The sequence below is a fragment of the Azotobacter armeniacus genome (assembly GCF_054779355.1).
Genome location: NZ_BAAGYK010000036.1, coordinates 1 through 24,643, shown reverse-complemented (window position 1 = coordinate 24,643; position 24,643 = coordinate 1). Strand labels below are relative to the sequence as shown.

Below are 24,643 nucleotides of genomic sequence, written 5' to 3'. Positions count from 1 at the left end.
TCTCGTCTATCGATCAGAGCTTGGTGAGTGTCAGGCCGGCCCAGGTGGCAAGCAGACCGCCCAGCACGCTGAGCGCCAGGTAGCCGAAGGCCAGCGATGCCTGGCCGCTTTCCAGCAGGCGTAGCGTGTCGAGGGAAAAGGATGAAAAGGTGGTCAGGCCGCCGAGAAAGCCGACGATCACACCGGCCCGCAGCGCCAGCGGCACTTCGGGGCGCAGGAGGAACTGGCCATAGAGATAGCCGATCAGCAGGCAGCCGACAATGTTCACTGCCAGAGTGGCCAGGTAGAAGTGCTGCGGCCAGTGCGCGGACACCCAGTTGCTGGCGGCGAAGCGCAGCAGGCAGCCGAACGCGCCCCCCGCCGCCACCGCCAGGGTCACACCGATCATGGTTTTCTCCTCTGCCACAGGCTGGCCGCATCCAGCGCCGCCAGGTGGGCCAGTTTCTCGCGGATCTTCAGCTCCAGGCCGCGCGGCACCGGCTGATAGTAACGGCGCGGCTCGAGGCTTTCAGGGAAGTAATCCTCGCCGGCGGCGTAGGCGTCCGGCTCGTCATGGGCGTAGCGGTATTCCTCACCGTAGCCGAGCTCTTTCATCAGCCGGGTTGGCGCGTTGCGCAGGTGCAGCGGCACTTCCAGCGAACCCTGCTGCGCGGCATCGCGCATCGCTGCCTTGAAGGCGGTATAGACGGCGTTGCTTTTTGGCGCACAGGCGAGATAGACGATGGCCTGGGCCACCGCCAGCTCGCCCTCGGGACTACCCAGGCGCTCCTGCACATCCCAGGCGGCCAGGCACAGGGGCAGCGCCCGCGGGTCGGCATTGCCGATGTCCTCGCTGGCCATGCGCACCACGCGGCGGGCGATGTACAGCGGATCACAGCCGCCGTCGAGCATCCGCGCGAACCAGTAAAGCGCGGCGTCGGGGTTCGAGCCACGCACCGATTTATGCAAGGCGGAGATCTGGTCATAGAAGGCCTCGCCGCCCTTGTCGAAGCGCCGGCGGCTGTCGCCCAGCAGATTGACAAGCAGCTTGACACCGATCGCCTCGCCGTCCTCGACCAGGTCGGCGGCATTCTCCAACAGGTTGAGCAGGCGCCGACCGTCGCCGTCGGCCGCCGCCAACAGCATTTGCAGGCTTTCCTCCAGCAGACTCAGGTGGCGCTTGCCAAGCCCGCGCTCCTCGCCCAGGGCACGCTCGGCCAGCCGGCGCAGAGCTGCCTCGTCCAGGCTCTTCAGCACGTAGACGCGGGCCCGCGAGAGCAACGCGTTATTCAGCTCGAACGAAGGGTTCTCGGTGGTGGCGCCGATGAAGACCAGGGTGCCGTCTTCCACATAGGGCAGGAAGGCGTCCTGCTGGGACTTGTTGAAACGGTGTACTTCGTCGACAAAGAGGATGGTTCGCCGGCCGTACTGGGCTGCCTGCTGCCGGGCGACCTCGACCGCTTGGCGAATCTCCCGAACCCCGGCGAGCACCGCGGAAAGTGTCTCGAAATGGGCGTCGGATACCTTCGCCAGCAACCGCGCCAGGGTGGTCTTGCCAACCCCCGGGGGGCCCCAGAAGATCATCGAGTGCAGAGCGCCCTGCTCCAGCGCCTCGCGCAGTGGCTTGCCGCGAGCCAGCAGATGCTCCTGGCCGACGTACTCGTCCAGGCTGGCCGGGCGCAGGCGCGCGGCTAGGGGCTGGGCGATGGGGTCGGCGTGAAACAGGTCCATGGGCTTTGCCGGATCACTCCTGGATGACATCGGTGCCTTCCGGCACCTTGAAATTGAACTGCGCGGGATCGATCGACTGGTTCATCTTCACCCCGAAGAACAAGATGTTGGTGCGCTGGCCAACGCCGTCGATCAGTTGCATGTCATTGATCACGCCATTGCGGAAGGACAGGCGCAGGTTGTCGAACAGGGTGTCCTTGGACTTCGGCTTGAGAATGAAGTCCACCACGCCGCCTGCCTCCTTGTGGCTAATCTCGAAGCTCTCGCCGATCTTCGACACATCGCCGGAGAGCAGCAGCGCCGGAGTGTGGGTCAGGCGCTGGTCGAGGCTGCGGATGGTCACCTGCTCCAGGTCCGGATCGTACAGCCAGACCGTGGCGCCGTTGGACACCAGGAGTTGCTCCAACGGCGCGTCGGTGTGCCAACGGAACAGCCCCGGGCGCCTCAGCGCCATCTCGCCCGAGGTCTCCTGCAGCTGGGTGCCGGAGCCGTCGAGGGTGAGCTGAGAGAAGCGCGCGGTCAGGGTCTGCGCCTGGTCGAGCAACTGGGTCAGACGCTGGATCGAGCGCTCGTCGGCCTGCGCCGGCAGGAGGACGAGGGTGAGAGCGGACAGCAACAGCATGCGGAAAAGGCGCATGACAATCCTCATGGGAGCGTTGGGAAATCAGTCGCGAACCGGCGCGGGAGCGATTACTTCCCGTGAACCGTTGGTATTCATCGAGGACACCACACCCGCCATCTCCATGGCTTCGATCATCCGTGCCGCGCGGTTATAGCCGATTTTCAATTTGCGCTGTACAGCGGAAATCGAAGCACGGCGGCTTTCCGTCACGAAGCGCACGGCCTCGTCGTACAGTGGATCCTCCTCGCTGCCTTCGCCGTCGCCACCACCCTCGAAGCCACCGCCAGCCTCCTCGGCGCCGGAGAGGATGTCCTCGACGTAGTCCGGCGCGCCGCGCTGCTTCCAGGCCTCAACGACGCGGTGCACCTCGTCGTCGGAGACGAAGGCGCCGTGCACGCGAATGGGCAGGCCGGTACCGGGCGGAAGGTAGAGCATGTCGCCGTGGCCGAGCAGCTGCTCGGCGCCGCCCTGGTCGAGGATGGTGCGCGAGTCGATCTTGCTGGACACCTGGAAGGCCATCCGCGTCGGGATGTTCGCCTTGATCAGGCCGGTGATCACGTCCACAGAAGGACGCTGGGTCGCCAGGATCAGGTGAATGCCGGCAGCACGAGCCTTCTGGGCAATACGCGCGATCAGTTCCTCGACCTTCTTGCCGACGATCATCATCATGTCGGCGAACTCGTCGACCACCACCACAATGGTCGGCAGCGGCTGCAGCAGCGGCGGCTCGTCATCCATGCTCTCGCGCCGGTACAGGGGATCGCCGAGCGGCATGCCGGCTTCCTCGGCATCCTTCACCTTGCGGTTGAAGCCGGCCAGGTTGCGCACGCCCATGGCCGCCATCAGCTTGTAGCGGCGCTCCATCTCGGCCACGCTCCAGCGCAGGGCGTTGGCCGCTTCCTTCATGTCGGTCACCACTGGGCAGAGCAGATGGGGAATGCCCTCGTAGATCGACAGCTCGAGCATTTTCGGGTCGATCATGATCAGGCGCGCCTGTTCGGGCGTCGACTTGAAGAGGATCGACAGGATCATGGCGTTGACCCCCACCGACTTGCCGGAGCCGGTGGTGCCGGCCACCAGCAGGTGCGGCATCTTCGCCAGGTCGGCGATGACCGGCTTGCCGCCGATGTCGTGGCCGAGCGCCAGGGTGACCGGCGATTTGGCGTCCTCGTATTCGGTGGACTCCAGCACCTCGGAGAAGCGGACGATCTGCCGGTCCTCGTTGGGCACCTCGATGCCCACTGTGGTCCTGCCGGGAATGACCTCGACCACGCGCACGCTGATCATCGCCATCGAGCGCGCCAGATCCTTGGCCAGGTTGGAAATCCGGCTGACCTTAACGCCCGGTGCCGGCTGGATCTCGAAGCGGGTGATCACCGGGCCGGGATGCACGGACTCGACGGTCACCTCGACTCCGAACTCCTTGAGCTTGATCTCGAGCAGGCGCGACAGCGCTTCGAGCGACTCGGGTGAATAGTTTTGGGACTTCCTCTCGGGCGCATCCAGCAGGGAAAGCGGCGGCAGGGTGCCCTCCAGGGCACTGTCGACGAACGAAGCGGGCCTGTCCCTCATCACGGGCATGGGCACGGGTTGCGGCCTGGGCTCCATGGCCAGGGACTCCGACAGCGGAGTAATGACCGGTGCCGGTCGCCGCTCCGGCTTGACCACAGGCCTGGCCGGTAGCGGGTCCGGTTCGGTGCGCGACAGGGGCTGGGCTGCTGGCGGCTCGGGCTCGTCGAAATCCTGGAAACTGACCGGCAGCGCCTCCTCGGATGGGTCGCGACCCTGGAAGCTCAGTGACAGGTCGTCGAATCCGCCGAAATCCTCGGACCAGGCCCTAACCTCCTCGGGTTCGTTGCGGCTCTGGGGCTTGGCGGTTGCGAGTTTGGGCTCGATACGGGCCTTGGGTGTTGCCAGTTCGGGCTCAATGCGCGGCTTGCGCGGTAAGGAAGATTCGGGCGGACGCTGGAACCTGGCCGGAACATCCGCGGCTGCGCTGCGGCGTTGGGGACTGGGCTTGGCCGACTCGGCCTGTACGGCAGCCAGCGGCTCGGCGAGCCGCGGTTCGAGGGCGCGGGACGGCTCGCCCCGTGCCTCGTCGACCTTGCGGGACTTGGCCGGCCTCTCCGGCTCGCGCAACTGGGCGACCAGTCGCCTGCGCTCGGCCAGGGCGCCCCACCAGCGGCCGATGGCGCCCTGTACCAGCTCAAACAGATCGAGAGTGATCTTCCCGGTCAGATCCATGACTCTGAACCAGGACAGATCGGCGAACACGGTCAACCCGAAGAGGAACAGCGCAAGAAAGATCAGCGTGCTGCCCTGCACGTTGAGTACATCCAGGGCGAGCTTGCCCAGAACCTCGCCCAGGGCACCACCCGCCGAGGCCGGCAGCCCGGAGGCCGAATGGAAATGGATGTAAGCCAGCGCGGAGCCCGCCGGAACCAGGATCGCCAGACCGGTCAGGCGCCAGGAGAACAGCCAGCCGCTCCATGGCCAGGGGTCATGACGCGCCATGAACGCCTGGGCCGTCTTGATCACCATCAGCAAGGGAAAGAGATAGGCGAAATAGCCCAGAGCCATGAACAGGATATCGGCGAACCAGGCCCCTGCCCGGCCAGCGGCATTCTGCACCTGCACCACACTGCTGCTGTGACTCCAACCCGGGTCGGAAGGATCATAGGTCAACAGTGCCATCCAGAGGTACAGGCACAGGGCACTCAGGGCGATCAGGGCACCTTCCTTGAGGCGGGAGCTCAACTGTTGCTGCCACGCCGGAAGCCGTACTTTAGTAGAGGAATTCTTCAAAACGCTTCTTTTCCTGCGCCAACGGCGCGTTCCATCTATATAGGTTACGTATCGGTCGAGAGCCAAGAGTGCGGCAACGACGGCTGAGTTCAGGCTGATCCGTAGGCCCAACCATGCAGTGTTGAAACCAGGCTTAGACTACTCATTTATAATGAGCAAATTCCACGTCTTCGGCCGAATTTCGCCTTTCCCGTCTCATCCTGCCTTTGTCCCCCTACGGGGACGTCAGCTCGTTTGGCGATCCCCACGAGGAAACGGCGAGGCCGGCTCTTTGAGCGCCTCCATTGTACGGTTTTACCTATCCGATGCCAGGCAGAGAGCCTGCCGGGACAATCGCATGAATAACTTTCTCCCATTCATGGGAGAGGGGGCTGGGGAGAGGGCAAATGAGCAGCAATGGCCTGTTTTCCCTCTCCCCAGCCCCTCTCCCGCACGCGGGAGAGGGAGTGAACGGCTGCACCTGCCCCTTACATGCGATTGCCCTGGAGAGCCTGCCCCCTTTTTGCCGACCTCTCATACTTCGGTGTAGCATAGTCGACACTCATTGCCATGCTGCTCCATTGGACCATGCATTTTCTTTTGTGACAAAGGCTTACGGGGACTTTTTATGAATGATGTCAAGCATTCGCGGCTGATCATCCTGGGCTCCGGCCCAGCCGGCTACACCGCCGCCGTCTATGCTGCGCGCGCTAATCTGAAGCCCCTGCTGATCACCGGCATCCAGCCTGGCGGCCAACTGACCACTACTACCGAAGTGGACAATTGGCCCGGCGACGTTGAAGGCCTGACCGGTCCCGCCCTGATGGAGCGCATGCAGAAACACGCCGAGCGCTTCGATACCGAGATTGCCTACGACCACATCCACACCGTCAAGTTGCAGCAGCACCCCTTCACCCTGATCGGCGACAGCGCGACCTACACCTGCGACGCGCTGATCATCGCCACCGGAGCTTCCGCCCAGTACCTCGGCCTGCCTTCGGAAGAAGCCTTCTCCGGCAAGGGCGTTTCCGCCTGTGCCACCTGTGATGGTTTCTTCTATCGCAATCAGGTGGTCTGCGTGATTGGCGGCGGCAATACCGCGGTGGAGGAAGCATTGTATCTGTCGAACATTGCCAAGGAGGTGCACCTGATTCATCGTCGCGACAAGCTGCGCGCCGAAAAGATTCTCCAGAACAAGCTCTTCGAAAAGGCACAAAACGGCAATATCCGCCTGCACTGGAACCAGACCCTGGATGAGGTGCTTGGCGACGCCTCCGGAGTGACTGGTGTGCGCCTGAAGGACACCCTGAATGGCACCACCGAAACGCTGCCTTTGACCGGCGTCTTCATCGCTATCGGCCATAAGCCCAACACCGAGCTCTTCCAAGGCCAGCTCGAGATGCACAACGGCTACCTGTCGATCAAGGGCGGCAGCGCGGGCGATGCCACCGCCACCAGCATCAAAGGCGTTTTCGCTGCCGGCGATGTGGCCGACCATGTCTACCGCCAGGCCATTACCTCGGCCGGTGCCGGCTGCATGGCCGCCCTGGATGCCGAGCGCTATCTGGACAACTGACCCCCCTGGCGGGCTCCGGCCCGCCCTCCCCCATTCACACTGCGGCGTCAACATGCTGACCTGTTTGCAACGCGACAGCCTGAGCTTCCCCCCTCTGGAGAGAGCCTTGTGCGATCCCAATGGCCTTCTGGCCGTCGGAGGCGATCTCTCCGCCGAACGCCTGATCCAGGCCTATCGGCACGGCTGCTTCCCTTGGTATCAGGCAGGACAGCCAATTCTTTGGTGGGCACCGGATCCACGCACTGTGTTGCTCCCCCATGAACTGCACGTTTCCCGCAGCCTGCGCAAAACCCTCCGCCAAGGCCTCTTCCAGGTCACCTTCGATCGCAATTTTCCTGCAGTGATCCACGCCTGCGCCGGCCCTCGCGATTATGCCGACGGCACCTGGATAACGCCGGAAATGCAGGACGCCTATCAGGAACTACATCGCCGCGGCGTCGCCCACTCGGTCGAGGTCTGGCAGAACGGCACACTTGTCGGCGGGCTCTACGGCTTGGCGATCGGTCAACTATTCTTTGGCGAATCCATGTTCAGCCATGCCGACAACGCCTCCAAGGTCGGCTTTGCGACACTGGTGAAACGACTCGAGCAATGGGGCTTCGTGCTGATCGACTGCCAGATGCCCACCCAGCACCTGCAAAACCTCGGCGCTCGCAGCATTCCTCGCAGCGAGTTCTCCGACTACCTGCAGCGTCATCTGGACCAGCCGAGCACGGCTGACTGGGTTGCCTAGTAGAGGTTCACAGCCTGGCATACACTTGCTGAGTGCCGCTGAACAATCACGGCCTGCTAAGAGCTTTCCGGGGGTTGACCATGACCGAGCTGGCTCGTCTCAAGTTCTACGCCACTCAACCGCACGCCTGCAGCTACCTGCCCAACGAGCAGGCGACGACTCTGTTCCTCGATCCCAGCCAACCAATGGACATGCGCGTCTATGCGGAACTCTCCGAGCTCGGCTTCCGGCGCAGCGGTGACCACCTTTATCGCCCTCACTGCCAAGGCTGCAATGCCTGCATCCCGGCCCGCATCCCTGCCACGAGCTTTTTACCGAATCGCCAGCAGAGGCGTATCCTGAAACGCAATGCAGACATCTCAGTGCAAGCCGTACGCCCCAGCTTCAACGAAGAGTATTACAAGCTATACGCACGCTATATCGAACAGCGCCATGCCGATGGTGACATGCACCCCCCCAGCCGGGACCAGTTCTGCACATTCCTGGTCCGCGATCTGCCCTTCTCCCGCTTCTATGAGTTCCGTCTGTCCGGACGCCTGCTGGCCGTCGCCGTGACCGACGCGCTCCCCAATGGCCTGTCGGCAGTCTATACCTTCTACGACCCAGACGAAGAACGACGCAGCCTCGGCCGCTATGCCATTCTCTGGCAAATTGGCGAAGCTGCGCGTCTCGGCCTACAGGCAGTGTATCTAGGCTACTGGATCAAGAATTGCCGAAAGATGAGCTACAAGACCCAATATCGCCCAATCGAATTGCTGGTGAATCATCGCTGGCTCACTTTAACTTGATAGCCCTTGGCGTCAACAGCCATTTTCAGGCACAATGCACGCCGTTTTGCTCGGCGTGCCAGCTACGTTGGGCCATTCATTGCATACCGAGGGCTTTATTGAATGTCGAAAGAAGACAGCTTCGAAATGGAAGGTACTGTCGTCGACACCCTGCCCAACACCATGTTCCGCGTGGAGTTGGAAAATGGGCATGTCGTTACCGCGCACATTTCCGGCAAGATGCGCAAGAATTACATCCGCATCCTCACCGGCGACAAGGTGCGCGTTGAACTGACTCCTTACGACCTGAGCAAAGGTCGCATCACCTATCGCGCCCGCTGAAACGGATCCAATGAAAAACGCCCGGCTATGCCGGGCGTTTTTCATTCTGGCAAACTTGTTGCTGGCGCACTCAAGCTACTTCGACAGCAGTCTCGAACTCGAAGGACAGCTCCTCATCCTTCAAATCGATATGCACCAGACCACCATGCTCGGCCAACTCGCCAAAAAGTATCTCCTCGGCCAAGGGACGCTTGATCTTATCCTGAATTAGACGAGCCATCGGCCGCGCGCCCATCTGCGCATCGTAGCCATGCTCCGCAAGCCAGCTACGTGCCTGCTCGGAAACATCCAACTGCACGCGCTTGTCCTCCAGCTGCGCCTGAAGCTCGGTAAGGAACTTGTCGACAATGCTCTTGATCACTTCATGACTCAGCCGCCCGAACTGGATGATGGTGTCCAAACGGTTGCGGAACTCGGGCGTGAAGCTCTTCTTGACCACTTCCATGGCATCGGAAGAATGATCCTGCAGGGTGAAGCCGATCGAGGCACGGGCCGCAGTCTCCGCGCCAGCATTGGTGGTCATGATGATGATAACGCTGCGGAAATCGGCCTTACGTCCGTTATTGTCGGTCAGCGTGCCATGATCCATGACCTGTAACAGCAGGTTGAATACCTCTGGATGCGCTTTCTCGATTTCATCCAGTAACAATACACAGTGCGGCTGCTTGGTAATCGCCTCGGTGAGGAGACCTCCCTGGTCGAAGCCGACATATCCGGGAGGCGCACCGATCAAGCGCGAAACGGTGTGCCGCTCCATATATTCGGACATGTCGAAGCGCAGCAATTCCACGCCCAGAGCCTTGGCCAGCTGCCGAGCAGCCTCGGTCTTGCCCACACCTGTGGGACCTGCGAAGAGGAAGGAGCCGACCGGCTTGTCCGGCGATTTTAACCCGGCCCGCGACAGCTTGATCGCGGTCGCAAGCGAGTCGATAGCCGCATCCTGACCGAATACGGTCAACTTGAGATCACGCTCGAGGTTACGCAGTAACTCCTTGTCGGAGCTGGACACATGCTTGGGCGGGATGCGGGCGATCTTGGCAACGATGTCCTCGACCTGAGCCACATCGATAAGCTTGGCACGCATCTCCTCCGGCTGGAGACGCTGGAACGCTCCAGCCTCGTCAATAACGTCGATAGCCTTGTCCGGCATATGACGATCATTGATATAGCGGAAGGACAACTCTGCCGCAGCACGCAATGCCTCGTCGCTGTACTCGATGCCATGATGCTGCTCGAAGCGCGGCTTGAGGCCGCGAAGAATACCCACGGTATCCTCGACCGAGGGCTCAATTACGTCGACCTTCTGGAAACGCCGGGCCAGCGCCCGATCCTTTTCGAAGATGCCTCGGAACTCTTGGAAAGTGGTCGAGCCGATGCAGCGGATCTCGCCGGATGAAAGCAGCGGCTTGAGAAGGTTCGAAGCATCCATCACCCCACCAGAAGCAGCCCCGGCACCGATGATGGTATGAATTTCGTCAATGAACAGGATGGCATGAGGCTTCTTGCGCAGCTCGTTAAGTAACGCCTTGAAACGCTTTTCAAAATCGCCGCGATATTTGGTTCCAGCGAGTAGCGCGCCAAGATCGAGGGAGTACACGACACTGTGCGCCAAGAGATCCGGAACCTGGCTGTCGACGATGCGCTTTGCCAGACCTTCGGCAATAGCCGTCTTACCGACGCCCGCCTCGCCCACCAGCAAGGGATTGTTCTTGCGCCGCCGGGCCAAAATCTGCGCGACCCGTTCGACCTCGAATTCGCGCCCCACTAATGGATCGATCCGTCCCTGGCGAGCCAGCTCATTCAGATTGCTGGCATAGGCCTCCAAGGGATGGCCGGCAGCCGAAGACTCCCCGCCCTCTTCATCCTGCATTTCATGTTCGCCATCTGGATGGTCGCCATGCCCCGGCACCTTGGAAATACCATGGGCGATATAGTTCACCACGTCTATGCGAGCCACGCTCTGCTGCTTGAGCAGAAAGACGGCCTGGCTTTCCTGTTCGCTGAAAATGGCCACAAGCACGTTGGCTCCAGTCACTTCCCGCTTGCCGGAGCTCTGCACGTGGAAGACCGCACGTTGCAACACCCGCTGAAATCCAAGGGTTGGCTGGGTCTCGCGCTCTTCGTCATGCTGTGGAATCAGGGGGGTTGTGGAGTCGATGAACTCCTGCAAGTCATGCCGGAGCTTGTCAATATTCGCACCGCAGGCGCGCAGTACGGCAGCCGCGGCCTCGTTGTCCAGAAGCGCCAGCAAGAGATGCTCCACTGTCATGAACTCATGACGTTTTGCGCGAGCCTCCTTGAAGGCAAGATTGAGAGTGACTTCGAGCTCACGGTTCAACATAGCTTCACCTCATACCCAAGCGGTCGGCATTAACCGTCCTTCTCGATCTCACAGAGCAGCGGATGCTGGCATTCCCTTGCATATTGGTTGACCTGCATGGCCTTGGTTTCCGCAACGTCACGAGTGAACATCCCGCACACTGCCCGCCCTTCTGTATGGACAGTCAGCATGACCTTCGTTGCCAACTCGCGGTTAAGGTTGAAAAATTTCTCCAGCACTTCGACCACAAAATCCATCGGCGTGTAGTCATCGTTGAACATCACCACCTTGTACATGGGCGGCACCTTCAGCGCAGGCTTAGACTCCTGCACGACCAGCCCGTGAGAGTCGTCCTCGTACGGCTCGGGACGGTCTTGATTGAATGTTAGTCGAATCTCAGTGCTTGCGAACATGCTGGACAAGCTTCCGGTTGAACGAATACGGATACTAGAAAGATTTTGCCCCTTTGGGCAGCCAAGTGCAGCCCCACCTTGACTATCGGCCAAACAATGATAAAACAATGAGTACCCAAGAGGGTGTTTCAGGGGGCTCTTACATGTCCCGACCGTGGGGTCGAGCGTGGGTTTAGGGTCAAAATGGATGATACTCCAGTGACGGAGTCTTTGCAGAGGGATGTCGGCATGCTAAGCGGCAAGGTCAAGTGGTTCAATAACGCCAAGGGATACGGTTTCATAGTGGCAGATGGCCGCGACGAGGATCTGTTCGCCCATTACTCAGCTATTCAAATGGACGGCTACAAGACCTTGAAAGCCGGTCAGGCGGTGACTTTCGAACTGCTGCAAGGCCCGAAGGGCCTCCACGCAATCAATATAAGTCCCTGCCCGGCTCAGGCCGAGAATTCGGCTAAGCTCAGCCTGACACAGCCATCCATCACGGATACCGCCGGCACCCTGTAGAACGGACCGGATCCGCGCAGGGCCGGTTACCGACCGTCCCTCTCTGGCGCAGCCTGGAGCAGTCCGGTCACAGGGGCATGACTGCAGCTCAACAAGGAGCGATCAAGCCTCAACTCCTGCGTGAGCCAAACTGGCACCCTTTAGCTCTGCTCCCAGGAGTCTGTCGGACTTGAGTCGACGACGATCTGAAATCCGAGGGTATTATGGCGTGTTGCGCCACAACGGCCCGATTGTGGATACACAGAGAACAAATGCAGGAGCCCCCGGCGGGCTTGTGAGGGCGCCCGATCCACGGCATGCCCCTCATGTCCGGCGCAGCACCTGCATGCGCTTGATGTTCCAGTCCAGCGTCATCAGTCCCACTCGCCATGGATTGCTTGCAGCCCGCGCATGCTCATGTGCCCAAAGACCATAACCTGCTTGTTGATGCCGAACACCGATTCGACAGTTTGCTTGCGCGGGGAGTACAGTGCCCGGCCCGGCTGGCCAGCCGATGGGCCATTTTGCTCAACGGGTCATCGGCGTTCGGCTCGTGCCCATCGGCAGCGAAGCGTTTGGACACCGGCAAGTGATGCTATTCGCGCTTGAGTGCCCCCCCTTTTCAAGGTCTTTGAGTAGACCCCCTCGACAGTAGTCGATCAGGGGGGATAAGACGATTCGGGATGCAGTCCTGGCGCGGTTCGAGAAGCAGGCACCGGCCAGCGTCATGTCATGGCACGCCTGGCGTTGGAGCGGGCCATGCTGGTCGGCTGCTGCGAGCTCTGGTGCAGGGCAGCGCTGAACGTCTGAAGCCGATCGTTTCGGCCCAGGCAGCACACCCAGTCTGCCGGGCAGGCAACTGCGCATCGTCGACGGCAACCCTCTGCCCACCACGGAAAGCGCTTCAAGCCGGGGGCGCCTAGCCCGCTGCGCAGCCATCGCGGCGCGGCCCTGCCGGGCATTCGCTGCGGTCTACGATCCCGCTCTCGATCAGGTGACCGGCCTGGCGGCCTGCGAGGACACCCACGAAAGCGAGCGCACCGGCGTGCTGCCCCTGCTGGCCAGCGCGCAGCCGGGGCAACACCGGGCCGCGCAGGTCGCGCGGAGCACTGGCCCAGCCGGGATGAGGATTCGGCCAACGGACTGGCCCAGCGCCTGCTGGCGTTGGCCCAGTGCATCGCACCCCGACAGGTTGCCACCAGCAAACGCGGTCCCCAGGTGGACAAACCCAAGGGATGGGGCGATGGAGCCACGACCTCTGCTCATGTCTCCATCGCCCGCGTCATCACGGCCTCAAAAAACAAATGACCTTGGAAAGGGGGGGGTGAGAGATTACAGCCAAGTCTGGGCTTCAGCCCAGGCCTGGCCACTCAGCAGAATCCCTAAAATATATCAGGGAAACACGCCAGCTGACAGCCAGATAAAACCCGAAGCGCCACCAGTCTGTGAGTCACAGCCCCTGCCTGCAGAGCAGGCCTACACTCCGCCAGACTCATCAGGACAAGAAGCCCACGAATGCAAAAGATATGTCGTACTGATATACTCCGCGCAACTGAAAGGACATTGGATCCAGAGCCATTCTGGAATGAGCCACTCTAAAACCCAAGCAGCATACAGGCTTGAACCTGGTAACCGCCGCCCTTGGCAGATCACAGCCCGAGGCATCCGGAGCCTCTCCAGGAACCTCGACTTTACGCTCATTGATGCCTTTAGGCAGCTTCGCCTACCTTGCGCGCATCAAGAGTTTGTGCACTTGCAAATGTAGCAATACAGAGGGGTTAACGTAAAAAATGTCCACATCGAAGATCATCTATACGCTCACTGACGAAGCACCCGCACTGGCAACCTACTCTCTTCTTCCAATCGTTAAAGCGTTCACCGAGTCTTCAGGTATCGCCATTGAAACCCGCGATATCTCCCTTGCAGGCCGCCTCATCGCAACTTTTCCCGAATATCTGAGCGATAACCAGAAAATTTCCGACGATCTGGCCGAGCTGGGGAAACTGGCCACCACGCCGGAAGCCAACCTCATCAAGCTGCCCAACATCAGTGCCTCCGTACCGCAGCTCAAGGCTGCAATCAAGGAGCTGCAGCAGCAAGGCTACAAGCTGCCGGACTATCCCGAAGAGCCCAAGAGCGACACGGAAAAAGACGTCAAAGCCCGTTACGACAAGATCAAGGGCAGTGCCGTGAATCCTGTCCTGCGTGAAGGCAACTCCGACCGACGCGCCCCTCTCTCCGTCAAGAACTATGCCAGAAAGCACCCCCACAAGATGGGCGCATGGAGTGCAGACTCCAAGTCGCATGTTGCCCACATGAACAGCGGCGATTTCTACGGCAGCGAGAAAGCTGCCCTGCTCGACACTGCTGGCAGCGTGAAAATCGAGCTGATCGCCAAAGACGGCAGCAGCACTGTCCTGAAAGCAAAAACCACCGTTCAGGCCGGTGAAATCATCGACTCTTCGGTAATGAGCAAGAACGCTCTGCGCAGCTTCATTGCCGCCGAAATCGAAGATGCGAAAAATAAAGGCGTACTGCTGTCCATACACCTGAAAGCCACCATGATGAAGGTGTCCGACCCCATCATGTTTGGCCAGATCGTGTCCGAATTCTACAAGGATGCCTTGACCAAGCATGCCGACGTACTGAAGCAGATCGGCTTCGATGTCAACAACGGCATCGGCGATCTCTACGCCCGGATCAAGACCCTTCCCGCCGAGAAGCAGGCCGAGATCAAGGCCGACATCCAGGCGGTTTACGCCCAACGTCCGCAACTGGCGATGGTGAATTCCGACAAGGGCATCACCAACCTGCATGTGCCGAGCGACGTCATCGTGGATGCCTCAATGCCGGCCATGATTCGTGACTCCGGCAAGATGTGGGGCACTGACGGCAAACTGCACGACACCAAGGCCGTCATCCCCGACCGCTGCTACGCCGGCGTGTATCAAGTCGTCATCGAGGACTGCAAACAGCATGGCGCCTTCGACCCCACCACCATGGGCAGCGTCCCCAACGTCGGCCTGATGGCTCAGAAGGCCGAGGAATACGGCTCCCACGACAAAACCTTTCAAATTTCGGCAGACGGCGTGGTACGCGTGAGCGATGCCGATGGCAAGGTACTGATGGAGCAAAACGTCGAAGCCGGCGATATCTGGCGTATGTGCCAGGTAAAGGATGCTCCGATTCAGGACTGGGTCAAGCTGGCCGTCAACCGCGCCCGTGCCACTGGTGCCCCGGCGGTGTTCTGGCTGGATCCCGCCCGTGCCCACGACGCCCAGGTGATCGCCAAGGTCGAGTGTTATCTGAAGGATCACGACACCAGTGGCCTCGACATCCGCATCATGTCTCCGGTCGAGGCAACTCGCTTCTCTCTGGCCCGCATCCGCGAAGGCAAGGACACCATTTCCGTCACCGGCAACGTCCTGCGTGACTACCTGACCGACCTGTTCCCGATCATGGAACTGGGCACCAGCGCCAAGATGCTGTCGATCGTCCCGCTGATGAGTGGTGGTGGCCTGTTCGAAACCGGCGCAGGCGGCTCGGCTCCCAAGCATGTCCAGCAGTTCCTCGAGGAAGGCTACCTGCGCTGGGATTCGCTCGGTGAGTTCCTGGCCCTTGCCGCATCGCTGGAACACCTGGGCACTGCGTACAAGAATCCCAAGGCACTGGTTCTGGCAAAAACCCTGGACCAAGCTACCGGCAAGATCCTCGACAACAACAAGTCGCCATCGCGCAAGGTTGGCGAGATCGATAACCGCGGCAGCCACTTCTACCTGGCACTCTACTGGGCCCAGGCTCTGGCAGCTCAAACCGAGGACAAGGAACTGCAGGCGCAGTTCAGCGGCCTCGCCAAGACCTTGACCGACAACGAAGCCAAGATCGTTGCCGAGCTGGCTGCAGCCCAGGGCAAGCCCATGGACATCGCTGGTTACTATCACCCGAACACCGAATTGACCAGCAAGGCCATGCGCCCGAGCGCAACCCTCAATGCGGCTCTGGCGGCACTTGCATAAAGCGCCACGCCCAGCGCATGAGGGGCGACTCACCTCGCCTTTGGCTTGACAAGAGCCCCGGCTGCAAAGCCGGGGTTTTTTACAGCCTCCTTGCGAGATATCTCAGTGCAACCCAATCGAAGTCAGCCCAGTTCCAAGGCAAACTTCTTCGACAAGCCGGCACCGTCCGACTCGAACGCAACTTCGGCAAGGAAGTCTCCATCATGCATGCCCGGAAACAGACCTGCCGCATATAATACGCAGCCATCTGCAAGCACCCGGACGGATTTTATGAATTGGCAGGCCCAGGTCACCGTCGCCACGGTAGTGGAAGAAAACGGTCTCTTCCTCCTGGTAGAAGAGCTGCAGGATGATCGGACAGTCCTCAATCAGCCTGCCGGACATCTCGAGGCCAACGAGACTCTGCTCGAAGCTGCTCTACGGGAAACCTTGGAGGAAACCGGCTGGCAGGTAGAACTCACAGCCGTGATCGGCATTTACCTCTATACGGCGCCCAACGGCGTGACCTATCAGCGCGTCTGCTTTGCCGCCCATCCGCTGCGAGCGGTCACCGGCTACCAGCTTGACGAGGGAATCATCGCTCCCCGCTGGCTGAGCCGGGAGGAACTACTTGCACAACAGGAATGCTGGCGCAGCCCACTTGTACTGCGTTGCATCGACGACTACCTGGCCGGGGAACGCTTCCCGCTAAGCCTCATTCGCTGAACAAGCCGCGCCTTCGCAGACAGGCCCAGGACCCTGATAGAATTCCCCTTTTCAGAACCCCCACTCCAAATAATTATGCAAGATCCTGCCCATACTCGCGTGATCGTCGGCATGTCCGGCGGCGTGGACTCCTCCGTTTCCGCCCTCCTGCTTCTGCAACAGGGGTATCAGGTGGAAGGTCTATTCATGAAGAACTGGGAGGAGGACGACGGCACCGAACAATGCACGGCCAAGAAAGATCTCGCGGATGCTCAGGCCGTCTGCGACAGGATTGGCATCAAGCTGCACACCGCCAACTTCGCCGCCGAATACTGGGACAACGTGTTCGAGTACTTCCTTGCCGAATACAAGGCCGGGCGCACGCCGAATCCGGACATCCTGTGCAACCGTGAGATCAAGTTCAAGGCTTTCCTCGACTATGCGCTGTTATTGGGCGCCGATATGATTGCTACCGGCCACTATGTGCGTCGCCGTGATACCGATGGCCGAACCGAATTGCTCAAGGGACTAGACCCGAACAAGGACCAGAGCTATTTCCTGCATGCTGTGGGCGGCGAACAGATCGCCAGATCGCTGTTCCCGGTCGGTGAGCTGGAGAAGCCGGCCGTGCGCGCCATCGCCGAACTGCACGGTCTGGCCACGGCCAGAAAGAAAGACTCCACCGGCATCTGCTTCATTGGTGAACGCCGTTTCAGCGATTTCCTCAAACAGTATCTGCCAGCCCAACCGGGTCTCATCGAGACCACCGCTGGCGAGGTCATCGGCCAGCACCACGGCCTGATGTACCACACCATCGGCCAGCGCCAGGGGTTGGGTATCGGCGGGATGAAGGATGCTGCCGACGAGCCTTGGTATGTTCTGGCCAAGGATCTGGTCCGCAACGTACTGGTCGTCGGCCAGGGCAACCAGCACCCCTGGCTGTTCTCCCGTGCCCTGCTCGCTTCGGAGATGTTCTGGGTGAATCCGCTCGACTTCCCACTGCCGCAGCGCCTGGCTGCCAAGGTTCGCTATCGACAGAGCGATCAGGCCTGTACCCTGGAAAAGACCACCGAGGGCTTCCGAATCGTGTTCGACGAACCTCAGCGAGCTGTGACTCCAGGCCAATCCGTGGTGCTCTATGATGGCGAGATCTGCCTAGGCGGCGGAGTCATCGAGAGCGCCGCACCATGGAATAGCGAGGGCAGGCAGCCATGACCCCCAGACAGGAACAACTGGTTGCTCTCGGCGGTATATTCGAATCGGCCTGTCTGGTCGACAGGATCGCCAAGACCGGACAGGTCGGCGAAGCCGACCTTGCCTGCATGCTCGGCAGTCTGCTGGTACGCAACCCGAAGAACACGCTGGAAGTGTTCGGCGGCGATGACCTCAATCTGCGCGACGGCTACCGCGCCTTGGCCAGCGCACTCGAGCGCAAGCCGGAGAGCTTGCAGCGCGAGCCCCTGCGCTACTCGCTCGCGCTGGTCGCTCTAGAACGGCAACTGGACAAGCACGATGACATGTTGCAACTCATGGGCCAGCGACTGGACCAGATCCAGCTGCAGGTCCAGCACCTGAGCCTGGTCCACGAGAACGTAATAGCCGCCTTCGCCTCCCTGTACGAAGACACACTGAGCACCTTCCGTCAGCGTATCCAGGTGCACGGCGAGATGCGCCACCTGCAGAGCCCTGCCAACGCCTCCAAGGTCCGCGCCCTGTTGCTCGCCGGAATCCGTTCGGCACGCCTATGGCGCCAGCTCGGCGGGCACCGCTGGCAGCTAGTGTTCAGCCGCCGCAAACTGCTCGACGAACTCTATCCGTTGTTACGACGTAGTTGAGGAGGTACTGGTCGGCCGAAGATTGCGTTCGGCCGCCCTGTCCGCCTTCGTGTATCATTGCAGCCCTTTTTGTAGTCCGACTGTCCGAGACCTCCTCCCATGCAGCTCTCCTCGCTCACTGCGGTGTCCCCCGTCGATGGCCGCTACGCCGGCAAAACCAGCGCCCTGCGCCCGATCTTCAGCGAATACGGACTCATCCGCTTCCGCGTCATGGTGGAGGTCCGCTGGCTGCAGCGACTGGCAGCCCACAGCGGCATTCCTGAAGTCATGCCCTTCTCCGCCGAGGCCAACGCCCTGCTGAACCAGCTGGCTGAGGACTTCCAGCTGGAGCATGCCGAGCGCGTCAAGGAGATCGAGCGCACCACCAACCACGACGTCAAGGCCGTCGAGTACCTGCTCAAGGAGCAGGCCGGCAAGCTGCCGGAGTTGGCCAAGGTGAATGAATTCATCCATTTCGCCTGCACCAGCGAGGACATCAACAACCTCTCCCACGCCTTGATGCTACGCGAGGGCCGCGATGCCGTGCTGCTGCCGCTGATGCGCCAGATCGCCCAGGCCATCCGCGAGTTGGCGGTGAAGTTCGCCGATGTGCCCATGCTGTCGCGTACCCACGGTCAGCCAGCCTCGCCGACCACCCTCGGCAAGGAACTGGCCAACGTGGTCTATCGCCTCGAACGGCAGATCATCCAGGTCGCCGCCGTGCCGCTCCTGGGCAAGATCAACGGTGCCGTAGGCAATTACAACGCGCACCTGTCGGCCTACCCTGACGTGAATTGGGAAGCCAATGCCCGCGAATTCATTGAAGTTGACCTGGGCTTGGCGTGGAACCCCTACACCACCCAGATCGAACCGCATGACTACATCGCCGAACTGTTCGACGCCATCGCGCGCTTCAACACCATCCTCATCGACTTCGACCGGGACGTCTGGGGCTACATCTCCCTCGGCTACTTCAAACAGAAGACCGTGGCCGGCGAGATCGGCTCCTCGACCATGCCGCATAAAGTCAACCCGATCGACTTCGAGAACTCCGAGGGCAACCTCGGTATTGCCAACGCGCTGCTCCAGCACTTGGCCAGCAAGCTGCCGATCTCCCGCTGGCAGCGCGATCTGACCGACTCCACCGTACTACGCAACCTTGGCGTCGGTTTCGCCCACAGCATCATCGCCTATGAAGCTACCCTTAAGGGAATTAGTAAGTTGGAGCTTAATATTCAACAACTTGCTGAAGATCTGGATGCATGCTGGGAAGTTCTGGCCGAACCGATCCAAACCGTGATGCGCCGCTATGGCGTCGCCAATCCCTACGAGAAGCTCAAGGAATTGACCCGCGGTAAGGGCATCAGCCCCGAAGCGCTCGGGGCCTTCATCGACGCTCTGGATATCCCCACTGCCGCCAAGGCCGAGCTACACAAGCTGACCCCTGCCGGTTACATCGGCAATGCGACCGCCCAGGCCAAGCGCATCTGATTTCGCCTCTTTATCTTCACGCCCGGCAGTGCCGGGCGTTTTTATTTTCAGCTCTCTCTGCAGAGCAAGGGCTTATCTATGACCTCTGATATTCCACTTCAATTTCTAGGCGGCCTCAGCGCACGCGAATTCCTGCGCGACTACTGGCAGAAGAAGCCCCTGCTGATCCGTCAGGCCATCCCCGGCTTCGAAAGCCCCATCTCGCCGGACGAACTGGCTGGCCTGTCGCTCGAGGAAGAAGTCGAATCGCGCCTGATCGTCGAGCACGGCGACCATCCCTGGGAACTTCGCCGCGGCCCGTTCGACGAGGAAACCTACAAGAACCTGCCCGCGCACGACTGGACTCTGCTGGTGCAGGCGGTCGACCAGTTCGTTCCCGAGGTCGCCGAACTGCTGGAAAGCTTCCGCTTCCTGCCCAGTTGGCGGATTGACGATGTGATGATCAGCTATGCCGCTCCCGGAGGCGGCGTAGGACCGCATTACGACAATTACGACGTATTCCTGCTGCAGGGTCACGGCAAGCGGCGCTGGCGGATCGGCCAGATGTGCGACAGCAACAGCCCGTTGCTGAAGCATGCCGATCTGCGCATCCTCGCCGAATTCCAGAGTGGCGAGGAGTGGGTGCTGGAGCCCGGCGACATGCTTTATCTGCCGCCCCGCCTGGCCCACTTCGGCACCGCGGTCGACGATTGCATGACCTATTCGGTGGGCTTCCGTGCCCCCAGTGCGGCCGAAGTACTGACCCATTTCACCGACTTCCTTGCTCAATTCCTACCCGACGAGGAGCGCTACGGCGATCCGGACATCCGCCCCTGCGAGGACCCGTATCAGATCCAACGCGATGCCTTGGAACGCCTCAAGGGCCTGATCCAGGAGCATATGGGCGACGAGCGCCTGCTGCTCACCTGGTTCGGCCAGTTCATGACCGAACCGCGCTACCCGGAATTGATCGCCAGCGTGGAAATGCCTGAGAAGGACTTCCTGGCCAACCTGCAGGAAGGTGGCGTGCTGGTCCGCAACCCCAGCGCCCGCATGGCCTGGTCCGAGGTCGGCGAGGATTTACTGATGTTCGCCAGCGGCCAGAGCCGGCTGCTCCCCGGTCATCTGCGCGAGCTGCTCAAGCTGATCTGCAGCGCCGATGCCCTGCATACAGACAACCTTGCCTTCTGGCTGACCGATGAGGAAGGCCGTCAGCTCCTCTGGAAACTGTTCGTGCTGGGCAGTCTGGAGTTCGCCGATGACTGAGATCCAGGTGCGGATCGCCGACTGGCAAAAGGACAACGCCGACATCCGACGGATCCGCGACAGCGTCTTCATCGCCGAGCAGGCGGTTCCTTCCGAACTGGAGTGGGATAGCGAGGATGCCGAAGCCGTCCATTTTCTCGCTTTTGAAGGCGGATTCGCCGTGGCCACGGCGCGCCTGCTGCGCGACGGACACATCGGCCGTGTTGCGGTTCTCAAGGACTGGCGCGGCCTGAAGATCGGTGACGCCCTGATGCGTGCGGTGATCGCCGAGGCCGAGCGCTGTGGGCTCCACCACCTGACCCTGAGCGCCCAAGTGCATGCCACGCGCTTCTACGAGCGTCTCGGATTCGTCGTGGTCAGCGATGAATACCTCGATGCCGGCATCCCCCATGTGGAAATGATGCGCCAGACCAACTGAGCTTTCTGCGGACGCCCTGCGCACCCTCCCCTGGCGATGGCGCGGGACGTCCTGGACAGAGCTGCAGCCAACCCCACAGACTCTCCCGCCCCGCTCCCCTAGAATGTCGGCATGAATGGTTTCCTGCCGAGTCCCACCCATGAAGATCTGCAGACTGTTTGTCGTGTTGCTGATGCTTTCCGCCACCCAAGCACTGGCCGCCACCAAGATCATCCAGCTGAACTACCGGATGGCCGACGAGCTGCTGCCCATGGCGCAGTCGGTTATCGGTGACGACGGGCGGATCAATGCCTACGGCAACCAACTCATCGTCAATGCCCCGGCGGCGAAGCTCCAGGAACTGCGCGGACTGGTCGAGCAACTGGATACACCGCCCAGGCGCTTGCTGATCAGCGTCGACAGCAGCGAAGCGAAGAACGGCGAGCGGCGTGGCTATGTCGTGGACGACTCGGTCGGCGCCGGCGGTATGGAGATCCAGTCTGGCCGCGGCCAGGTCTACGGCGAGAACCGGGTACGCATTCTGAATCGCAGCACTGACAGCCGGGGCGGCGCCCTTCAACAGATCCAGGCCAATGAAGGCTACCCGGCGCTGATCCAGACCGGCCAGAGCGTGCCGCTGCGCAGTACCCACGTCGGTCCCTACGGACAAGTGTACCGCGAGACCCACTACCGCGATGTCACCCGCGGCACCTACGTTACAGCAAGAATCTCCGGCGAGATCGTGCATATCACCCTCAGCAGCAACAATGATCGACTGGACTCCTCCCGCCCCGGCGTGATCGATGTCCAGACCCTGGAGACCCAAGTTAGCGGACGCCTGGGCGAATGGATCGATCTCGGCAATGCCAGCGAAAGCCATTGGAACGATCGTCAGGGACTGCTGCGCCAACGCTCCGAGTCTACCCAGGAAGAACTGTCCATGCGTCTGAAGGTCGAGACTCTTGAGTGAAGAGCACGCATCATACTTTCGTGTAGTGCGCATAAGATTTCACTACAAATTTATTGACGACAGATTCCACCCTAGGCATGATTTCCTCGCTCCCGCTAACCAGGGGCCCTGGCAAGGGTCTCCGGAGCCTGCTCCAGCCAACCAGCCGAGCTAGCTCTGTGCCTGTACTGCCCACAAGGTTCGACGTTTTACCGCGTGTTGTCCGTATTGATCATCGACTACATGCAGGTTCAGGTGGGAATCAGTGTTCAACCATTTCCAACTTTGAAGGATCGACCATGTCTGCATATCAAAACGAGATCAAGGCCATTGCTGCCCTGAAAGAGAAGTACGGCAGCAGCTGGAGCGCCATCACCCCGGAATACGCCGCTCGCATGCGCATCCAGAACCGCTTCAAGACCGGTCTGGACATTGCAAAATACACCGCAGCCATCATGCGCAAGGACATGGCCGAGTACGACGCCGACTCGTCCGTCTATACCCAATCCCTGGGCTGCTGGCATGGCTTCATCGGGCAGCAGAAGCTGATCTCCATCAAGAAGCACCTGAAGACCACCAACAAGCGCTACCTGTACCTGTCCGGCTGGATGGTTGCCGCCCTGCGCTCCGACTTCGGCCCGCTGCCCGACCAGTCCATGCACGAGAAGACTGCCGTCTCCTCGCTTATCGAAGAGTTGTACACTTTCCTGCGCCAGGCCGACGCCCGCGAACTGGACCTGCTGTTCAACGCTCTGGACGACGCCCGCAACGCTGGCGACAAGGCCAAGGAAGCTGAAATCCAGGCTCAGATCGACAACTTCGAAACCCATGTGGTACCGATCATCGCCGACATCGACGCCGGCTTCGGTAACGCCGAGGCGACCTACCTGCTGGCCAAGCGGATGATCGAAGCCGGTGCCTGCTGCATCCAGATCGAGAATCAGGTTTCCGACGAGAAGCAGTGCGGCCACCAGGATGGCAAGGTGACCGTTCCGCACGAGGACTTCCTCGCCAAAATCAACGCTGTTCGCTACGCATTCCTCGAACTGGGCGTGAATGACGGCGTGATCGTCGCCCGTACCGACTCCTTGGGTGCCGGCCTGACCAAGCAGATCGCCGTGACCCGCGAAGAAGGCGACCTGGGCGACAAGTACAATTCCTTCCTGGACTGCGAAGAAATCAGCCCGGCCGAGATGAAGAACGGCGACGTGGTGCTGAACCGTAACGGCAAGCTGCTGCGTCCGAAGCGTCTGGCCAGCGGTCTGTTCCAGTTCCGCAAGGGCACCGGCGAAGACCGTTGCGTGCTGGACAGCATCACCTCCCTGCAGAACGGCGCCGACCTGCTGTGGATCGAAACCGAGAAGCCGCACGTTGGCCAGATCAAGGGTATGGTTGACCGCATCCGCGAAGTCATCCCGAACGCCAAGCTGGTGTACAACAACAGCCCGTCCTTCAACTGGACCCTGAACTTCCGTCAGCAGGTGTTCGATGCCATGGTTGCCGAAGGCAAGGACGTGTCCGCCTACGATCGCGCCAAGCTTATGAGCGTCGAGTACGACAACACCGAGCTGGCCCAGATCGCCGACGAAAAGATCCGCACCTTCCAGCGCGACGGTTCGGCTCAGGCTGGCATCTTCCACCACCTGATCACCCTGCCGACCTACCACACTGCCGCGCTGTCCACCGACAACCTGGCCAAGGGCTACTTCGCCGAAGAAGGCATGCTGGCCTACGTGAAGGGCGTGCAGCGTCAGGAACTCCGTCAGGGCATCGCCTGCGTCAAGCACCAGAACATGGCTGGCTCCGACATCGGCGACAACCACAAGGAATACTTCGCGGGTGAAGCAGCCCTGAAGGCTGGTGGCAAGGACAACACCATGAACCAGTTCCACTGATCGGAACCCGTTCGCACCTAGCGTGACCCCTGACATCCCCCAGCTTTGCCGGGGGATGTTTTTTTGCCTCTGTTACGCGACGAAAGTCCGCGCGCCCTCCCCTCACTGTCACTCTCTTGTCGTACACACCCTTTAGGTTCGTCTCCGTTCGACCCCCCCTAAACGGAGCTATCTCGTGACGACCGACAAAGACACCGCCCTGTTCGGCGATGGCGACGAAGTACCCAGCAATCACTCGGGCAATCCGCACATGAACGACCTGATCGAAGGCATCGGCCGTCGTCAGGTGATTGCCGGTGGAATGGCCATGGGCATGCTGGCCTTCCTCGGTGTGGCCATGCCGCGCAGCGGCGATGCCGGAGAGGCCAACGGCCTGCTCAAGCGGCCCAGCCGCCTGCCGTT

Annotated in this window: 20 protein-coding genes and 2 pseudogenes; 15 read left to right on the top strand and 7 right to left on the bottom strand. The window is 60.8% G+C overall.

Annotation, left to right across the window (positions count from 1 at the left end):
• Window positions 1-13: 13 nt before the first annotated feature.
• Genes crcB through ACYVD0_RS08700 form a run of 4 tightly spaced genes read right to left on the bottom strand, consistent with a single transcriptional unit; the run spans window position 14 to window position 5,137 of the window.
• Complete coding sequence (gene crcB / locus ACYVD0_RS08715; protein ID WP_460426456.1) at window positions 14-388, bottom strand: fluoride efflux transporter CrcB; 375 nt, start codon at window positions 386-388, stop codon at window positions 14-16.
• Window positions 385-1,710 carry a replication-associated recombination protein A gene (locus ACYVD0_RS08710; RefSeq protein WP_460426455.1) on the bottom strand — a complete coding sequence of 442 codons (1,326 nt, stop codon included), beginning with the start codon at window positions 1,708-1,710 and terminating at the stop codon, window positions 385-387. Before ACYVD0_RS08710 ends, crcB begins: the two co-directional genes overlap by 4 nt.
• Window positions 1,711-1,723: 13 nt before the next feature.
• Window positions 1,724-2,347, bottom strand: a complete 624-nt coding sequence (gene lolA / locus ACYVD0_RS08705) for an outer membrane lipoprotein carrier protein LolA (RefSeq protein WP_460426454.1) — start codon at window positions 2,345-2,347, stop codon at window positions 1,724-1,726.
• Between the two features lie 27 nt (window positions 2,348-2,374).
• Window positions 2,375-5,137, bottom strand: a complete 2,763-nt coding sequence (locus ACYVD0_RS08700; RefSeq protein ID WP_460426453.1) for a DNA translocase FtsK — start codon at window positions 5,135-5,137, stop codon at window positions 2,375-2,377.
• 607 nt (window positions 5,138-5,744) lie between these two features.
• On the opposite strand from ACYVD0_RS08700, the gene trxB reads away from it, so the two are divergent.
• The 4 genes from trxB to infA all read left to right on the top strand — a co-directional run bounded on the left by trxB (window position 5,745) and on the right by infA (window position 8,534).
• Window positions 5,745-6,692 carry a thioredoxin-disulfide reductase gene (trxB, locus tag ACYVD0_RS08695; protein ID WP_460426452.1) on the top strand — a complete coding sequence of 316 codons (948 nt, stop codon included), beginning with the start codon at window positions 5,745-5,747 and terminating at the stop codon, window positions 6,690-6,692.
• A 52-nt stretch (window positions 6,693-6,744) separates the two neighbouring features.
• On the top strand, window positions 6,745-7,425 hold the full coding sequence (gene aat / locus ACYVD0_RS08690) for a leucyl/phenylalanyl-tRNA--protein transferase (protein ID WP_460426451.1): 681 nt from the start codon (window positions 6,745-6,747) through the stop codon (window positions 7,423-7,425).
• Window positions 7,426-7,505: 80 nt separating this feature from the next.
• On the top strand, window positions 7,506-8,213 hold the full coding sequence (locus tag ACYVD0_RS08685) for an arginyl-transferase family protein (RefSeq protein ID WP_460426450.1): 708 nt from the start codon (window positions 7,506-7,508) through the stop codon (window positions 8,211-8,213).
• A 102-nt stretch (window positions 8,214-8,315) separates the two neighbouring features.
• On the top strand, window positions 8,316-8,534 hold the full coding sequence (gene infA / locus ACYVD0_RS08680; protein ID WP_002553999.1) for a translation initiation factor IF-1: 219 nt from the start codon (window positions 8,316-8,318) through the stop codon (window positions 8,532-8,534).
• Window positions 8,535-8,604: 70 nt separating this feature from the next.
• On the opposite strand, the gene clpA is transcribed toward infA, so the two are convergent.
• On the bottom strand, window positions 8,605-10,875 hold the full coding sequence (clpA, locus tag ACYVD0_RS08675) for an ATP-dependent Clp protease ATP-binding subunit (RefSeq protein WP_460426449.1): 2,271 nt from the start codon (window positions 10,873-10,875) through the stop codon (window positions 8,605-8,607).
• 29 nt (window positions 10,876-10,904) lie between these two features.
• The gene (clpS, locus tag ACYVD0_RS08670; protein WP_460426448.1) at window positions 10,905-11,267 is read right to left on the bottom strand and encodes an ATP-dependent Clp protease adaptor ClpS; all 363 of its coding nucleotides are present in this window, start codon (window positions 11,265-11,267) and stop codon (window positions 10,905-10,907) included.
• Between the two features lie 228 nt (window positions 11,268-11,495).
• On the opposite strand from clpS, the gene cspD reads away from it, so the two are divergent.
• A complete protein-coding gene (gene cspD, locus ACYVD0_RS08665) occupies window positions 11,496-11,771 on the top strand; it encodes a S1 domain-containing protein (RefSeq protein WP_460426447.1) in 276 nt (91 codons plus the stop codon).
• Between the two features lie 303 nt (window positions 11,772-12,074).
• Here cspD and ACYVD0_RS08660 read toward each other — a convergent pair.
• A pseudogene (locus ACYVD0_RS08660) lies at window positions 12,075-12,345 on the bottom strand (transposase); the annotation flags it as partial.
• A gap of 1,195 nt (window positions 12,346-13,540) precedes the next feature.
• Between ACYVD0_RS08660 and ACYVD0_RS08655 the strand changes: the two are divergent.
• The 10 genes and pseudogenes from ACYVD0_RS08655 to ACYVD0_RS08610 all read left to right on the top strand — a co-directional run.
• Entirely contained in the window at window positions 13,541-15,766 is a 2,226-nt protein-coding gene (locus tag ACYVD0_RS08655) for an NADP-dependent isocitrate dehydrogenase (protein WP_460426446.1), read from the top strand.
• 270 nt (window positions 15,767-16,036) lie between these two features.
• Window positions 16,037-16,471, top strand: coding sequence for an NUDIX hydrolase (locus tag ACYVD0_RS08650; protein ID WP_460426445.1), 435 nt, complete (start codon window positions 16,037-16,039; stop codon window positions 16,469-16,471).
• A 75-nt stretch (window positions 16,472-16,546) separates the two neighbouring features.
• A complete protein-coding gene (gene mnmA, locus ACYVD0_RS08645; protein WP_460426444.1) occupies window positions 16,547-17,665 on the top strand; it encodes an MnmA/TRMU family protein in 1,119 nt (372 codons plus the stop codon).
• Complete coding sequence (gene hflD, locus ACYVD0_RS08640; RefSeq protein WP_460426443.1) at window positions 17,662-18,285, top strand: lysogenization regulator HflD; 624 nt, start codon at window positions 17,662-17,664, stop codon at window positions 18,283-18,285. Before mnmA ends, hflD begins: the two co-directional genes overlap by 4 nt.
• Before the next feature lie 99 nt (window positions 18,286-18,384).
• On the top strand, window positions 18,385-19,755 hold the full coding sequence (gene purB, locus ACYVD0_RS08635) for an adenylosuccinate lyase (protein WP_460426442.1): 1,371 nt from the start codon (window positions 18,385-18,387) through the stop codon (window positions 19,753-19,755).
• A 78-nt stretch (window positions 19,756-19,833) separates the two neighbouring features.
• Window positions 19,834-21,000: a ribosomal protein uL16 3-hydroxylase gene (locus tag ACYVD0_RS08630; RefSeq protein ID WP_460426441.1), complete on the top strand. Its 1,167-nt coding sequence runs from the start codon at window positions 19,834-19,836 to the stop codon at window positions 20,998-21,000.
• Entirely contained in the window at window positions 20,993-21,418 is a 426-nt protein-coding gene (locus ACYVD0_RS08625) for a GNAT family N-acetyltransferase (RefSeq protein WP_460426440.1), read from the top strand. The genes ACYVD0_RS08630 and ACYVD0_RS08625 overlap by 8 nt, the downstream gene beginning before the upstream one ends.
• 139 nt (window positions 21,419-21,557) lie before the next feature.
• Window positions 21,558-22,367 (top strand): secretin N-terminal domain-containing protein, encoded by an 810-nt coding sequence (locus ACYVD0_RS08620; protein ID WP_460426439.1) that lies wholly within the window; start codon window positions 21,558-21,560, stop codon window positions 22,365-22,367.
• Window positions 22,368-22,645: 278 nt separating this feature from the next.
• Complete coding sequence (locus ACYVD0_RS08615) at window positions 22,646-24,241, top strand: isocitrate lyase (protein ID WP_460426438.1); 1,596 nt, start codon at window positions 22,646-22,648, stop codon at window positions 24,239-24,241.
• Between the two features lie 175 nt (window positions 24,242-24,416).
• A pseudogene (locus ACYVD0_RS08610) lies at window positions 24,417-24,643 on the top strand (Tat pathway signal protein); the annotation flags it as partial.